This is a genomic window from Streptomyces sp. NPDC020681 (assembly GCF_044334895.1).
GTDB lineage: Bacteria > Actinomycetota > Actinomycetes > Streptomycetales > Streptomycetaceae > Streptomyces.
The window spans coordinates 1-15,345 of record NZ_JBIRTX010000025.1; the positions used below are offsets into that span (position 1 = coordinate 1).

Sequence of the window (15,345 nt, forward strand, 5' to 3'; positions counted from 1 at the left end):
GGGTGAGGGGGGGGGCCCGGGGTGGGGGTCCGGACTATGGGGCGCCGTTCGGCCGGGTGGCGTAGGTCGCCGGGGGGGGGGGGGGGTGGGCGGGGGGGGGGGGGGGGCGGGGCGGGGGCGCCCCCCCGCCCCCCGCCCCCGGGCAGTGTGCCCGGCCCCCGGTCAGTGCGACCGGTGGCAGATGTACGCCAGCGTGCCCAGCAGCAGCCGGGCCTGCGGCGGTGCCACCGCCGTGTCCAGGGACGGCGGCCGCAGCCAGCTCACCGGACCGAGGCCGGCGTGGTCGGACGGCGGCGCCGTGATGTACGAGCCCGGGCCCAGGCAGTGCAGATCCAGGTCCGCGTCGTCCCAGCCCATGCGGTAGAGGAGCTCGGGCAGCTCGTCGGCGGCGCCCGGCGCGACGAAGAACTGGCAGCGGCCGTCCGGGGTGGCCGAGACCGGTCCGAGCGGCAGGCCCATCCGTTCGAGACGCACCAGCGCACGGCGGCCGGCCGGCGCTGCGACGTCGAGGATGTCGAAGGTGCGCCCGACAGGCAGCAGCACTGCTGCGCCGGGGACGTCGGACCAGGCCTTGGTGACCTCGTCCAGCGTGGCGCTCGCGGAGATCTCCGGGGCGAAGCCGAGGGGGTGTGCCCCCGGGGCCGCACAGTCACTGACTCCGCAGGAGCACTCGCCGGACGCCGCTCGCGCCCCCGGCGCCACCGCCCAGCCCCAGAGCCCGGTGTACTCAGCCACCACTGTGCACTCTGCGGTGCGGCCGCGGCGCCGTGAGCCGGACCGCATCTCCCGGATGCCGCCGATCGTGAAGCCCATGCCCCCTCCAACGGGTCTGCTCGCCGGTGGTTACGACCCGAAGTTTCCTCGTAACACTGCGTCGCAACCGGTGAGGTTCCGGCGGCGCACAGTTGCGCGGGGGGTGGTGCGGATCGGATCGTGCGCCTGTGTGTGCACCGCTCCGCTGCCTCCTGATCGTCGTATGTCAAGTGAATCGCGCCTGACGGCAGGCGAGTTCATCCGATGGGGTGGCGAATGGTGGCGTTTCTGCAATCTCACTCGCGGGACGGGTGATCGTAGGATTACTTTCAGTGCACGAGCCCTGGAGGTGTGTACACCCACGGGTATGCCGCAGGCAACTCGGTTTCCTGTTCGATGGGGCGCAACCCCGTACAGGAAGCCGTAACTCGCGGCATTCTGATAAGGGTTGCCGGGCTACATGGCTTCAGTGGATGGGGGCTTTCCAGTGGAAGGCAGCGGCGCAGGCGGTACGAATGCCGGCAAGCGCCCGAACGAGCAGTTGAGTTCGTGGTTCGTGCGCAGCGGTTGGTCCAAGGGCGAGCTCGCGCGCCAAGTGAACCGCCGGGCGCGCCAGATGGGCGCACACCACATCAGCACCGACACCTCGCGTGTCCGCCGCTGGCTCGACGGCGAGCAGCCGCGGGAGCCGATTCCGCGCATCCTGTCCGAGCTGTTCTCCGAGCGCTTCGGCGCGGTGGTGGCCGTCGAGGACCTCGGGCTGCGGTCCGCACACCAGTCACCGTCGGTGTCCGGCGTGGACCTTCCCTGGGCGGGCCCGCAAACCGTCGCCCTGCTCAGTGAGTTCTCGCGCAGCGATCTGATGCTGGCGCGGCGCGGCTTCCTCGGGACCTCGCTGGCCCTGGCCGCGGGACCCGCCCTGGTGGAGCCGATGCAGCGCTGGCTGGTTCCGGCGCCGGGCCCGGAGCAGTCCGGGCCGGAGCCGATGACCGCCCGCCGCGCCGCCTCCCGGCTCTCCAAGCCCGAGCTGGAACTGCTGGAGTCCACCACGGCGATGTTCCGCCAGTGGGACGCGCAGTGCGGCGGCGGACTGCGCCGCAAGGCGGTCGTCGGCCAATTGCACGAGGTCACCGATCTGCTGCAGGAGCCGCAGCCCGAGTCCACGGCCCTGCGGCTGTTCAGGTGCGCCGCCGAGCTCGCCGAGCTGGCCGGCTGGATGAGTTACGACGTGGGACTGCAGCCGACCGCGCAGAAGTACTTCGTGCTGGCGCTGCACGCCGCCAAGGAGGCGGGCGACAAGCCGCTCGGCTCGTACATCCTGTCCTCGATGAGCCGCCAGATGATCCATCTCGGGCGGCCCGACGACGCGCTGGAGCTCGTCCATCTGGCGCAGTACGGCAGCCGCGACTGCGCGACTCCGCGCACACAGGCGATGCTGTATGCGATGGAGGCCCGCGCGTACGCGAACATGGGCCAGCCCAGCAAGTGCAAGCGAGCGGTCCGGATGGCCGAGGACACCTTCGCCGACGCGGGTGTCGACGGCGAGCCGGAGCCCGACTGGATCCGCTTCTTCTCCGAGGCCGAGCTCAACGGCGAGAACGCGCACTCCTACCGCGACCTCGCCTATGTGGCCGGCCGCAGCCCCACGTACGCCTCGCTCGCCGAGCCGGTCATGGAGCGCGCCGTGGCGCTCTTCGGCAAGGACGACGAGCACCAGCGGTCGTACGCACTCAATCTGATCGGCATGGCCACGGTCCACCTGCTCAAGAAGGAGCCCGAGCAGTCGACGGCGCTCGCCTCACAGGCGCTGACCGTCGCCAAGCGGGTCCGCTCCGAGCGGGTCAACACGCGGCTGCGCAAGACCGTCGACACGGCCGCCCGGGACTTCGGCGATGTGGCCGAGGTCGCGCACTTCACAGACCAGCTCACCGCTCTGCTGCCCGAGACCGCGGAGGCGGTCTGAAGGGTCCGCAGTACACAGGCCCCGGCCGCGACGATCACCCCGAACTGCCCGACTCGGCTCCCCCGTGCCAGGTCAAATGGGTGCCCGTCGCGGCCGGTCTGTGATGTGCGCAGAGGGTACGCCCGGCGGGTGCCCGTGAGCCGTCAGTTCATGGCGGCGTAACACGCAGGACCTCTTCGTCACTGGCGCGAAACATCGTGCGGCATCGACCGAAACCGCAACGCGCCAACCTCAGGGCGCATAACCGGCCCGCCCGATCCGCTCAGGCTTCGCCCGCACGCGGCCGCACCGACGACGAGGAGACGCCGATGCCCCCAGGCATCTCGACGCTTGCAGCAGACGCCCCGACGCTGTCTGCAGCCAACACCGGCTTCATGCTCATCTGCTCCGCCCTGGTGATGATCATGACGCCTGGCCTCGCCTTCTTCTACGGAGGCATGGTCCGCGTCAAGTCCACGCTCAACATGCTGATGATGAGCTTCATCAGCCTCGGAATCGTCACCATCCTCTGGGTGGTGTACGGCTTCAGCCTTACCTTCGGCACCGACTCCGGCTCCATCATCGGATGGTCCTCCGACTATGTCGGGCTGAGCGGCCTCGGCCTCACACAGCTGTGGGACGGCTACACCATCCCGGTGTACGTCTTCGCCGTCTTCCAGCTCATGTTCGCGATCATCACGCCCGCGCTGATCAGCGGTGCGCTCGCGGACCGCGTCAAGTTCACCGCCTGGGCGCTGTTCGTCGCGCTGTGGGTCACCGTCGTCTACTTCCCGGTCGCGCACTGGGTGTGGGGCGCGGGCGGCTGGCTCTTCGAGCTCGGCGTGATCGACTTCGCGGGCGGCACGGCCGTCCACATCAACGCGGGTGCCGCGGCGCTCGGCGTGATCCTGGTCATCGGCAAGCGGGTCGGCTTCAAGAAGGACCCGATGCGGCCGCACAGCCTGCCGCTGGTGATGCTCGGCGCCGGTCTGCTGTGGTTCGGCTGGTTCGGCTTCAACGCCGGCTCGTGGCTCGGCAACGACGACGGCGTCGGCGCGGTGATGTTCCTCAACACCCAGGTCGCCACCGCCGCCGCGATGCTCGCCTGGCTGGCGTACGAGAAGATCCGGCACGGCGCGTTCACCACGCTCGGCGCCGCTTCCGGAGCTGTCGCCGGTCTGGTCGCCATCACCCCGTCCGGCGGTGCCGTCAGCCCGCTCGGTGCGATCGCCGTCGGCGCCATCGCCGGTGTGCTGTGCGCCATGGCCGTCGGTCTCAAGTTCAAGTTCGGCTACGACGACTCGCTCGATGTCGTCGGCGTCCACCTCGTCGGCGGTGTCGCCGGATCCCTGCTGGTCGGCCTGTTCGCCACCGGCGGCGTCCAGTCCGATGTCGCGGGCCTCTTCTACGGCGGCGGCCTCGAACAGCTCGGCAAGCAGGCCGTCGGCGTCGGCGCGGTACTCGCCTACTCTCTGGTGGCATCGGCCGTCCTCGCCTTCCTCATCGACAAGACCATCGGCATGCGGGTGGACGAGGATGTCGAGGTCTCCGGAATCGACCAGGACGAGCACGCCGAGACGGCGTACGACTTCAGCGGTGCGGGCGGCGGTGCCGGCTCCCGCAAGGCCGTTCCCGCGCCGTCCGACACCGCGGCAGCTGCTGAGAACAAGAAGGTGGACGCATGAAGCTCATCACCGCAGTCGTGAAGCCACACCGGCTGGACGAGATCAAGGAGGCCCTGCAGGCCTTCGGCGTCCAGGGCCTCACGGTCACCGAGGCCAGTGGGTACGGCCGCCAGCGCGGGCACACCGAGGTCTACCGGGGCGCGGAGTACACCGTCGACCTGGTGCCGAAGATCCGTATCGAGGTGCTGGTCGAGGACGACGACGCCGAGCAGCTGATCGATGTGGTCGTGAAGGCGGCCCGCACCGGCAAGATCGGTGACGGCAAGGTGTGGAGCGTGCCGGTCGAAACGGCAGTACGGGTACGGACCGGCGAACGCGGTCCGGACGCTCTGTAACAGCAGAAAAGGAGCCGCAGGCGTGACGAGTCTTGTGACGACCGAGGAAGAGGACTCGGGACCCAGCGGCTATGCGGCGGCCCGGCTGCACCTTCTCACCGAGAAGGAGCAGTCCGGGCCGCCGCGCCGTGCGGCGCTGGCCGAGCTCACCGACAGGTGGCTGGCCGCGCTGTTCGCCGCCGCCGCTCGGGAGGCCGGGGTCCGCGGCGCGGCACTCGTCGCCGTCGGCGGCTACGGACGCGGCGAACTCTCGCCACGCAGCGACCTCGATCTGCTGCTGCTGCACGACGGCAGCGCCGACGCCGGCGCGATCGCGGCGCTCGCCGACCGGATCTGGTACCCGGTGTGGGATCTCGGGCTGGCGCTCGACCACTCCGTACGGACGCCCGGCGAGGCCCGCAAGACCGCGGGCGAGGATCTGAAGGTGCAGCTGGGCCTCCTTGACGCGCGTGCCGTCGCCGGTGATCTGGGTCTGGTCGCCGGACTGCGCACCTCGGTACTGGCCGACTGGCGCAACCAGGCCCCCAAGCGGCTGCCCGAGCTGCACGAGCTGTGCCTCGAACGGGCCGAGCGCCAGGGCGAGTTGCAGTTCCTCCTGGAGCCCGATCTGAAGGAGGCGCGCGGCGGACTGCGGGACGCCACCGCGCTGCGGGCCGTCGCCGCGTCCTGGCTCGCCGACGCGCCCCGCGAAGGGCTGGGCGAGGCGCGCCGGACGCTGCTCGACGCCCGTGACGCGCTGCATCTGACGACCGGCCGCGCCACCGACCGGCTCGCGCTCCAGGAACAGGACCAAGTCGCCGCCGAACTCGGCCTGTTGGACGCCGACGCGCTGCTGCGACAGGTCTACGAGGCGGCCCGGGTCGTCTCGTACGCCACGGACGTCACCTGGCGCGAGGTGACCCGGGTGCTCAAGGCGCGGTCCGTACGGCCGCGGCTGCGGGCGATGCTGGGCGGCGGCAGGCGTCCCGAACCGGAGCGCACCCCGCTCGCCGAAGGCGTCGTCGAGATGGACGGCGAGGTGGTGCTCGCCCGGGCCGCCCGGCCCGAACGCGATCCGGTCCTCTCGCTGCGCGCCGCGGCGGCCGCGGCCCAGTCGGGTCTGCCGATCTCGCTGCACGCGGTACGGCGGCTCGCTTCCACGAGCCGTCCGCTGCCCGTGCCGTGGCCCGCCGAGGCCCGCGAGGAACTGGTCACTCTCCTCGGCGCGGGCGAGTCGACGATCGGCGTCTGGGAGGCGCTGGAGGCCGAGGGACTGATCACGCGGCTGCTGCCTGACTGGGAGCGCGTACGGTGCCGGCCGCAGCGCAACCCCGTGCACACCTGGACCGTCGACCGGCATCTCGTGGAGGCCGCGGTCCGCGCGTCCTCGCTGACCCGCAGGGTCGGCCGGCCCGACCTGCTGCTGGTCGCGGCCCTGCTGCACGACATCGGGAAGGGCTGGCCCGGCGACCACTCGGTGGCGGGCGAGACCATCGCCAAGGATGTCGCCGCCCGGATCGGCTTCGACAGCGCGGACGTGGCCGTCATCGCCGCGCTGGTACGCCACCATCTGCTGCTCATCGAGACGGCGACCCGGCGCGACCTGGACGATCCGGCGACCGTGCAGTCGGTCGCGTCGGTGGTGGGATCGCTCAGCACGCTGGAGCTGCTGCACGCGCTCACCGAGGCGGACGCGCTCGCGACCGGGCCGGCGGCCTGGTCCACGTGGCGCGGCTCGCTCGTGGCCGACCTGGTGAAACGGGTCGCCGGAGTGCTCGCGGGCGACGCACCCGCCGAACCCGAGCCGGTGGCGCCGAGCGCCGAACAGGAACGCCTCGCGATCGAGGCGCTGCGCACCGGCGGTCCGGTGCTCGCCCTGCACGCCCAGACCGAGACTCCGCACGAGGACGGCGAACCGGAACCGGTCGGCGTCGAGCTGCTGATCGCGCTCCCGGACCGGCCCGGCGTGCTGCCGGCCGCGGCCGGCGTGCTCGCGCTGCACCGGCTCACCGTCCGCGCGGCCGACCTGCGCGCGATCGAGCTGCCGAACGAGGTGGGCCCGGGGGCGGTGCTGGTCCTGAGCTGGCGGGTGGCGGCAGCGTTCGGCTCCCTGCCGCAGGCCGCCCGGCTGCGCTCCGATCTCGTACGCGCGCTCGACGGCACGCTCGACATCCAGTCCCGGCTCGCCGAACGCGAGGCCGCCTACCCCCGCCGGCGCGGAGTCCAGGCCCCGCCGCCCCGGGTCACGGTTGCGGCGGCGGCATCCCACCACGCCACGGTCATCGAGGTCCGCGCCCAGGACGCCCCGGGCCTGCTCCACCGCATCGGCCACGCCCTGGAATCGGCCGAGGTCCGGGTGCGCAGCGCCCATGTGTCCACGCTCGGCGCGAACGCGGTGGACGCGTTCTATGTGACGGGCGCGGACGGCGAGCCGCTGTCCCCGTCGGACGCGGCCGGGGTGGCGAGGACGCTGGAGTCGGCGCTCCGGTCATGAACGCCGTGGCTCCGGACGGCGCTCGCCGACGCGGCCGGGCGCCGTACCCGGGTCCTAGGTCGTGTCCGCAACGTCTCGCCTGGCATGCGGGCGGACGGCGATACTTTGCGGACACTCCCTAGCGCGCACCCCCGGAAATAGCGCCTTCGGACGCGACCGCCAGGGATCGCGCCGAGGGCAGATACCCTTGGGAGAATCCGACTGCCCCCGACACCGAGGATCCGCGACCGCCGTGTTCGATACCCTCTCCGACCGCCTTGCCGCGACGTTCAAGAATCTCCGGGGCAAGGGCCGCCTGTCCGAGGCGGACATCGACGCCACCGCCCGTGAGATTCGGATCGCTCTGCTCGAGGCAGATGTCGCGCTGCCCGTCGTCCGCGCCTTCATCAAGCAGGTCAAGGAGCGTGCGGCCGGCGTCGAGGTCTCGCAGGCGCTGAACCCGGCCCAGCAGGTCATCAAGATCGTCAACGAGGAGCTCATCGGCATCCTCGGCGGCGAGACGCGGCGCCTGCGCTTCGCCAAGCAGCCGCCGACCGTGATCATGCTCGCCGGTCTGCAGGGTGCGGGCAAGACGACCCTCGCCGGAAAGCTGGGTCTCTGGCTCAAGGGCCAGGGCCACTCCCCGCTGCTCGTCGCCGCCGACCTCCAGCGTCCGAACGCCGTCAACCAGCTCGCCGTCGTCGCCGAGCGCGCCGGTGTCGCGGTCTTCGCGCCCGAGCCGGGCAACGGCGTCGGCGACCCGGTCAAGGTCGCCAAGGACTCCGTCGAGCACGCCAGGGCCAAGCAGTACGACGTCGTCATCGTCGACACCGCCGGCCGCCTCGGCATCGACCAGGAGCTGATGCAGCAGGCCGCGGACATCCGCGACGCCGTCAGCCCGGACGAGGTCCTCTTCGTCGTCGACGCGATGATCGGTCAGGACGCGGTCAACACCGCGGAGGCCTTCCGCGACGGCGTCGGCTTCGACGGCGTGGTGCTGTCCAAGCTCGACGGCGACGCCCGCGGCGGTGCCGCGCTCTCCATCGCGCATGTCACCGGCCGCCAGATCATGTTCGCCTCCAACGGCGAGAAGCTGGACGACTTCGACGCGTTCCACCCGGACCGCATGGCGTCCCGCATTCTCGGCATGGGCGACATGCTCTCGCTCATCGAGAAGGCCGAGCAGACCTTCAGCCAGGAAGAGGCCGCCAAAATGGCCTCCAAGCTGGCGAGCAGCAAGGGCAAGGACTTCACGCTCGACGACTTCCTGGCCCAGATGGAGCAGGTCAGGAAGATGGGCTCCATCTCCAAGCTGCTCGGCATGCTGCCCGGCATGGGCCAGATGAAGGAGCAGATCAACAGCATCGACGAGCGGGACGTGGACCGTACCGCCGCGATCATCAAGTCCATGACGCCCGCCGAGCGCCACGAGCCGACGATCATCAACGGCTCTCGCCGGGCCCGTATCGCCAAGGGCTCCGGTGTCGAGGTCAGCGCCGTGAAGGGCCTGGTGGAGCGGTTCTTCGAGGCCCGCAAGATGATGTCGAGGATGGCGCAGGGCGGCGGGATGCCGGGAATGCCCGGGATGCCCGGCATGGGCGGTGGCCCCGGCCGCCAGAAGAAGCAGGTCAAGCAGGCCAAGGGCAAGCGCAAGAGCGGCAACCCGATGAAGCGCAAGGCCGAGGAGCAGGCGGCCGCGGCGCGCCGCGAGCAGGCAGCGCAGGGCGGGGCCCTCGGGCTGCCGGCCGGCGGTCAGGCGCAGGACTTCGAGCTGCCGGACGAGTTCAAGAAGTTCATGGGCTGAGAGTCCGTACGCGTACGACGGCGTGGGCATCCCGTGGGCATCCGCCCCGAGCGGGTGCCCACGCCGCTTTTTCGGCTTAATGTCCGCATATGAGCAACCCCGCCCCGCCGCGCCGGACCCCGGACAAGCCCTGGCGCTCGGAGGGCGCGCCTCCGCCTCCGCCGCCCCGCCGGAAGATGCCGGGCGGCTGGATCGGGCTCACCATCAGCGCGCTCCTGGTGTTCCTGATCGCCTACCTGCTGCTGTCCTACTTCAGCGACGGCGACGAGCGGCGCATCTCGTACACCGAGTTCAGCAAGCAGGTCACGGCCGGCAATGTCTCGAAGATCTACTCCAAGGGCGACGCGATCCAGGGCCAGCTCAAGGCGGAGGCCCCGGTCCCCGGCGGCGACGGTGACTACACCAAGTTCACCACCCAGCGGCCGGCCTTCGCCGACGACAATCTCTGGGGCGAGCTGACCCGGCAGAAGGTCACCGTGACGGCCGAACCGGTCGTCCAGGAGCGCAGTCTTCTCGTCAATGTCCTGATCTCGCTCGCGCCGATTGTGCTGCTGGTCCTGTTGTGGGTGTTCATCTCCCGCCGCATGGGCGCGGCGATGGGTGGCGGCGGCGGGCTCGGCCGCAGGGCCCCGCCCAAGCCGGTCGAGCTCGAGACGGGCAAGCGCACCACCTTCGAGGACGTGGCAGGGATCGACGAGGTGGAGGGCGAGCTCGACGACGTCGTCGGCTTCCTGAAGAACCCCGACGCCTACCGGCGGATGGGCGCCAGAATGCCGGGCGGTGTACTGCTCTCCGGACCTCCAGGCACCGGAAAGACCCTGCTCGCGCGGGCGGTGGCGGGGGAGGCGGGGGTGCCGTTCTTCTCCGCGTCCGCCTCCGAGTTCATCGAGATGATCGTCGGGGTCGGCGCGGGCCGGGTGCGCGAGCTCTTCTCCGAGGCCCGCAAGGTGGCGCCGGCCATCGTCTTCATCGACGAGATCGACACCATCGGACGGATCCGCGGCGGCGGGGCGAGCGTCGGCGGGCACGACGAGCGCGAGCAGACGCTCAATCAGATCCTCACCGAGATGGACGGCTTCACCGGTTCCGAGGGCGTCGTCGTCCTCGCCGCCACCAACCGCGCCGACGTGCTCGACCCCGCGCTGACCAGGCCCGGCCGCTTCGACCGGATCGTTCAGGTCTCGCCGCCGGACAGGACCGGCCGCGAGGCCATCCTGCGGATCCACACCCGGGAGATCCCGCTGGCCGAGGATGTCGACCTGGTCCAGGTCGCCCGTACGACACCGGGTATGACGGGCGCGGAACTGGCCAATCTCGCCAATGAGGCCGCGCTCCTCGCGGTCAAGCTCAAGCAGTCCCAGGTCACCCAGTCCGATCTCTCCACAGCCCTGGAGAAGGTCCAGCTCGGCGCGGAACGCCCGCTCGTCATGCCCCTGGAGGAACGCCGACGCACCGCCTACCACGAGAGCGGTCATGCACTCCTCGGCATGCTCCAGCCGGGCGCGGACCCGGTCCGCAAGGTCACGATCGTGCCGCGCGGCCGCGCGCTCGGCGTCACGCTGTCCACGCCGGACGCGGACAAGTACGCGTACACGGAGGAGTATCTGCGCGGCCGCATCGTCGGCGCGCTCGGCGGCATGGCGGCCGAGCATGTCGTCTTCGACGTGATCACGACCGGCTCCGAGAGCGATCTGGAGCAGGTCACCGGCCTGGCGCGAGGCATGGTCGGCCGCTGGGGGATGAGCGAGCGGGTCGGCAGGCTGACCGCTATCCCGGGCGACGCCCAGCAGGCGTACGGACTCTCCGCCGCACCCGCCACCCTGGACACCGTCGAGCACGAGATGCGCCGCATCGTCGACGAGTGCTACGAGAGCGCCTGCCGCCAGCTCCGTGAGAACCGCGACCGCCTGGACGCGCTTGCGGCGGCCCTCCTGGAGAACGAGACCCTGGAGGAGGAAGCGGCCTACCGGACGGCAGGCATCACCCGCCTCAACAAGGAGACCTAGGGCCTGTCGTCCGGGTCAGGCCCTGGCCGTCACGGCGTTCGGACGCGTCAGGGCGTCCGCGCGATCAGATACCGGAACACGTTCGGCATCCACACGGTGCCGTCCTTGCGGACATGCGGATGCAGTGCCTCCGTGATCTCCTTCTCCACCTGCGACTGGTCCGTCGCGCGCACCGCCGCCGCGTACAGCCCGGTCGACAGCAGCCCGCGCACCGCGCTCTCCCGGTCCGCGTAGCCGAAGGGGCAGGCCACCCGGCCCGAGCCGTCCGGCTTCAGGCCCGCCTTGGCCGCCACGTCCTCCAGGTCGTCCCGCAGCGCCGGACGCCAGACGCCGCCGCTGCGCAGCCGGTCGGTCAGCCGGCCCGCCACCCGCAGCACGCCCGAGGTGGCGCAGCGCTCCGGCGGGCCCCAGCCGGTCAGTACCACCGCGCTGCCGCGCTCCGCCAGCCCCACGGCCTCCTGCAGGGCGGGCCCGAGCCCTTCGGTGTCCCCGGCCGCGCAGCCGATCGGATCGAAGGCCGTGATGATGTTGAACGGCGCCCCGGCCGCATCCGCCGCCGCGGAAACCTCGCCCTCCACCAGCTCCATGCCGGGCCGGGCGCCGCGCCCGCCGTCGTCGGGAGCCATCCGCTCCCGCGCCAGCGCGAGGCGCTCACGGTCCGTGTCGACCCCGGTCACGTGCGCACCGCGTGCTCCGGCGATCAGCAGGGCCAGACCGGAGCCGCAGCCCAGGCCCAGCATTCGCGTCCCGGAGCCGACCTCCAGGCGCTCGTACACCGCCTCGTACAGCGGCACGAGCATCCGTTCCTGGATTTCCGCCCAGTCCCGTGCCCGCGCATACGCCTGCGCCGGTGGCTCCGACGCCGCCTGGCGCCGGTGCTGAACGAGCGTTGGTGTCATCGAAAGCGCCCCAATCCGCCGAGCCCTCGGCCGAGTACTGGACTGCCCCCGTCACGATCCCCGTTGCGTGCGACTGCGCTCCCCCCCGTATGCCAGAGAACTCCCCCTGCGTGCCCGCGTCCAGGGGTCGTGGGGGACTGCTTCTGCGCCCCGGGCACACGCTGGCGGAACGCTGACCGATTCACGCATCGGACCGCACTCGCCGTACGATGCGCGCCATGGCAAAGGCTCCCGTTCTCACGCCCCAGGCTGAAGATTTTCCTCGCTGGTATCAGGACTTGATCAACAAGGCCGAGCTCGCGGACAACGGCCCGGTGCGCGGCACCATGGTCATCCGGCCGTACGGCTACGGCCTGTGGGAGCGGATGCAGCAGGAGATGGATGCCCGCATCAAGGACGCGGGCGCCCAGAACGCCTACTTCCCGCTCTTCATCCCCCAGTCTTACCTGACTCGGGAAGCTGAGCACGTCGAGGGCTTCGCACCCGAGCTCGCCGTGGTCACGCACGGTGGCGGAAAGGAGCTCGAGGAGCCCGTCGTCGTACGCCCCACCTCCGAGACGATCATCAACGAATACTTCTCGAAGTGGGTGCAGAGCTACCGCGATCTGCCGCTGCTGATCAACCAGTGGGCCAACGTGGTCCGTTGGGAGATGCGGCCGCGCGTCTTCCTCCGTACGACCGAGTTCCTCTGGCAGGAGGGCCACACCGCCCACGCCACGTACGAGGACGCCCGCGACTATGCCGCGTACATCCACAAGGACGTCTACGCCGACTTCATGATCAATGTCCTCGGCATCGACGTGGTACTCGGCCGCAAGACGCGCAAGGAGCGGTTCGCCGGAGCCATCAACACCCTCACGCTGGAAGGCATGATGGGCGACGGCAAGGCCCTGCAGATGGGCACGAGCCACGAGCTCGGCACCAACTTCGCCAAGGCCTTCAACACCCAGTACCTGTCCAAGGACGGCAAGCAGGAACTGGTCTGGCAGACCTCCTGGGGCTCCTCCACCCGCATGGTCGGCGGGCTGATCATGTCGCACGGCGACGACAACGGACTGCGCGTCCCGCCGCGCCTCGCGGCGGTCCAGGTCGTCGTGATGGCCATCAAGGGCGACGAGGCCGTCACCAAGGTCCGCGAGATCGGCGACCGGCTGCGCGCTGCCGGCCTGCGCGTTCAGATCGACGACCGCACGGACACCCCCTTCGGCCGCCGCGCGGTCGACTGGGAGCTCAAGGGCGTGCCCGTACGGATCGAGGTCGGTCCGCGCGACCTGGAGGCGGGCACCGCGATGCTGGCCCGCCGCATCCCGGGCGGCAAGACGCCCGTGGAGATCGACGCACTGGCCGACCTTCTGCCCAAGGTCCTCGAAGAGGACCAGGCGCAGCTGCTGCGCGAGTCGCGTGAACGACGGCAGTCCCGTACGGCCGACGTGGCGACGATCGAGGAGGCCACCGAGGCCGCGGTCGCCGGCGGCTGGGCCCGGATCCCGTGGGCCGTGCTGGGCGAGGAGGGCGAGGCCAAGCTCGCCGAACAGGCCGTGTCCGTACGGTGTCTGGTCGCCGAGGACGGGTCGGTGCCGGACGCCGACGACGCCCCGGGTAATGTCGCGATCGTCGGGCGAGCCTACTGAGGCACCCGCGTCGTCGACACTGACGGCCGGCCGTGGTGTAACGGCCCCGGTCCCGGGCAGCAGCCCCGGCGCACGGACCTTGTCTACGCGCTGGGGCGTACGCGCCACTACGTACCACCTTGTTGTGAGCTGCGAGGCTTCTCCGCAGATCAGCGCACCCGCCCTCGTCAGGACGCATCAATGCCAACTGACGGGTACGTGCAAATTATTTGGGATGCCCCGGAATGGAACCCGCGAGCGCTCCGGCTCGTTATCACGACGTGAGCACGACACCACCTGTTCTCGCCGCAGAGCTGGCACAGGCGTGGGCCGATATTCAGCGGCACCACGCCGAGCTGCCGGATCTTGCCGCGCCCGAGTCCCTGATCGGAGAGTCCTCGTCCGCCTGCGGCCACGAGCTCTCCTTCGAACGACTGCTCCATGAGGCAGTCCATGGCATCGCCGCCGCCCGAGGAGTCCGCGACACCTCCCGCGCCGGCCGCTATCACAACCGTAGATTCCTGGCGATCGCCGAGGAGATGGGCCTGGACCACTCCGAGGAGCCGCACCCCAGCAGCGGTTTCTCGCTGGTCGTGCTCAGCCCCGAGGCGAAGCGGCGGTACCGCCCGACGATCGAGAGACTGCAGCGCGCCCTCAAGGCGCACACGGTCGCCACGGCCTCCGACACCAAGCGGAGCTTCCGGGGACCTGCCGCCCGGCACGGTTCCTCCGGCGGCGGCGTGCGGGTCAAGGCCGTCTGCGACTGCGGTCGCAACGTCCGGGTGGTCCCGTCCGTGCTCGCCCAGGCGCCGATCGTCTGCGGCGCCTGCGGCAAGCCGTTCCGGATCCCTGAAGCACTCGCCGCGGCGAGCTGACCCTCCGAGCCGGCCGCCGACGGGGGCGGTGCAGGTCCGGGGGGAAGGCGCGCCGCTGGCGTGTGGCACAATGGCTAGCTGTACTCGACAGTCGCACAGGACCCCTCTCTCCTCCGGCTGACGCGTCCATCGGGCACCCGAGTACCGCAACCCCACGTGGCATCTCGTTGTGCCCAACCACGTCAAGACCAGGAGACACCACTCCCGTGGCAGTCAAGATCAAGCTGAAGCGTCTGGGCAAGATCCGTTCGCCTCACTACCGCATCGTCGTCGCCGACTCCCGTACCCGCCGTGATGGCCGGGCCATCGAGGAGATCGGCCTGTACCACCCGGTGCAGAACCCCTCGCGCATCGAGGTCAACTCGGAGCGTGCGCAGTACTGGCTGTCCGTCGGCGCCCAGCCGACCGAGCCGGTCATGGCGATCCTGAAGCTCACCGGTGACTGGCAGAAGCACAAGGGCCTGCCGGCCCCGGCGCCGCTGCTCGTGGCCGAGCCGAAGGCCGACAAGCGCGCCGCGTTCGACGAGTTCGCCAAGGGCCTCGAAGGCAGCGAGCCGAAGGGTGAGGCCATCACCCCGAAGGCGAAGAAGGCCGACAAGAAGGCGGACGAGGCGGCTGACACCGCTGCGTCCACCGAGTCGACCGAGGCCTGAGCATGCTCGAGGAGGCTCTCGAGCACCTCGTGAAGGGCATCGTCGACAACCCGGACGATGTGCAGGTCGCCTCGCGCAACCTGCGCCGCGGGCGTGTGCTCGAGGTCCGGGTCCACCCCGACGACCTCGGTAAGGTGATCGGCCGCAACGGCCGCACCGCGCGCGCCCTGCGTACCGTCGTGGGCGCCATCGGTGGCCGTGGCATCCGCGTCGACCTCGTCGACGTGGACCAGGTCCACTGATCAGTTGTTGAACACCGGCTCGGGCCGGGGAGGGCGCACCAGCCTCCCCGGCCCGCGTCGTTTTGACCCACGAAAACAGCAATCATCAA

12 protein-coding genes are annotated in these 15,345 nt (G+C 70.7%); 10 read left to right on the forward strand and 2 right to left on the reverse strand.

Translation table 11 applies throughout. The annotated features are described in order from the left end of the window. Positions 1 to 162 precede the first annotated feature (162 nt). The gene (locus tag ACH4YL_RS35650; protein ID WP_398511676.1) at positions 163 to 813 is read right to left on the reverse strand and encodes a bifunctional DNA primase/polymerase; all 651 of its coding nucleotides are present in this window, start codon (positions 811 to 813) and stop codon (positions 163 to 165) included. Positions 814 to 1,240: 427 nt separating this feature from the next. Between ACH4YL_RS35650 and ACH4YL_RS35655 the strand changes: the two genes are divergently transcribed. From ACH4YL_RS35655 to ftsH, 6 genes are all read left to right on the forward strand, one after another. After that, positions 1,241 to 2,716 carry a hypothetical protein gene (locus ACH4YL_RS35655; protein WP_398511755.1) on the forward strand — a complete coding sequence of 492 codons (1,476 nt, stop codon included), beginning with the start codon at positions 1,241 to 1,243 and terminating at the stop codon, positions 2,714 to 2,716. Positions 2,717 to 3,024: 308 nt separating this feature from the next. Then, a complete protein-coding gene (locus tag ACH4YL_RS35660) occupies positions 3,025 to 4,380 on the forward strand; it encodes an ammonium transporter (RefSeq protein WP_398511677.1) in 1,356 nt (451 codons plus the stop codon). Next, positions 4,377 to 4,715: a P-II family nitrogen regulator gene (locus ACH4YL_RS35665; RefSeq protein ID WP_101390346.1), complete on the forward strand. Its 339-nt coding sequence runs from the start codon at positions 4,377 to 4,379 to the stop codon at positions 4,713 to 4,715. The genes ACH4YL_RS35660 and ACH4YL_RS35665 overlap by 4 nt, the downstream gene beginning before the upstream one ends. Before the next feature lie 22 nt (positions 4,716 to 4,737). Beyond that, positions 4,738 to 7,188 (forward strand): [protein-PII] uridylyltransferase, encoded by a 2,451-nt coding sequence (locus ACH4YL_RS35670; protein WP_398511678.1) that lies wholly within the window; start codon positions 4,738 to 4,740, stop codon positions 7,186 to 7,188. 232 nt (positions 7,189 to 7,420) lie between these two features. Then, a complete protein-coding gene (ffh, locus tag ACH4YL_RS35675) occupies positions 7,421 to 8,971 on the forward strand; it encodes a signal recognition particle protein (protein ID WP_398511679.1) in 1,551 nt (516 codons plus the stop codon). A gap of 89 nt (positions 8,972 to 9,060) precedes the next feature. After that, complete coding sequence (gene ftsH, locus ACH4YL_RS35680) at positions 9,061 to 10,977, forward strand: ATP-dependent zinc metalloprotease FtsH (protein WP_398511680.1); 1,917 nt, start codon at positions 9,061 to 9,063, stop codon at positions 10,975 to 10,977. Between the two features lie 47 nt (positions 10,978 to 11,024). Here the strand turns inward: ftsH and ACH4YL_RS35685 are convergent, their stop codons facing one another. Further along, positions 11,025 to 11,876, reverse strand: coding sequence for a class I SAM-dependent methyltransferase (locus ACH4YL_RS35685; protein ID WP_398511681.1), 852 nt, complete (start codon positions 11,874 to 11,876; stop codon positions 11,025 to 11,027). Between the two features lie 218 nt (positions 11,877 to 12,094). On the opposite strand from ACH4YL_RS35685, the gene proS reads away from it, so the two are divergent. From proS to ACH4YL_RS35705, 4 genes are all read left to right on the forward strand, one after another. Then, positions 12,095 to 13,507, forward strand: a complete 1,413-nt coding sequence (proS, locus tag ACH4YL_RS35690; protein ID WP_398511682.1) for a proline--tRNA ligase — start codon at positions 12,095 to 12,097, stop codon at positions 13,505 to 13,507. Between the two features lie 260 nt (positions 13,508 to 13,767). Then, the gene (locus ACH4YL_RS35695; RefSeq protein WP_398511683.1) at positions 13,768 to 14,361 is read left to right on the forward strand and encodes a hypothetical protein; all 594 of its coding nucleotides are present in this window, start codon (positions 13,768 to 13,770) and stop codon (positions 14,359 to 14,361) included. A gap of 206 nt (positions 14,362 to 14,567) precedes the next feature. After that, a complete protein-coding gene (rpsP, locus tag ACH4YL_RS35700) occupies positions 14,568 to 15,014 on the forward strand; it encodes a 30S ribosomal protein S16 (protein ID WP_398511684.1) in 447 nt (148 codons plus the stop codon). A gap of 2 nt (positions 15,015 to 15,016) precedes the next feature. Beyond that, positions 15,017 to 15,256, forward strand: coding sequence for an RNA-binding protein (locus ACH4YL_RS35705; RefSeq protein ID WP_018850017.1), 240 nt, complete (start codon positions 15,017 to 15,019; stop codon positions 15,254 to 15,256). The last annotated feature ends 89 nt before the right edge of the window (positions 15,257 to 15,345 follow it).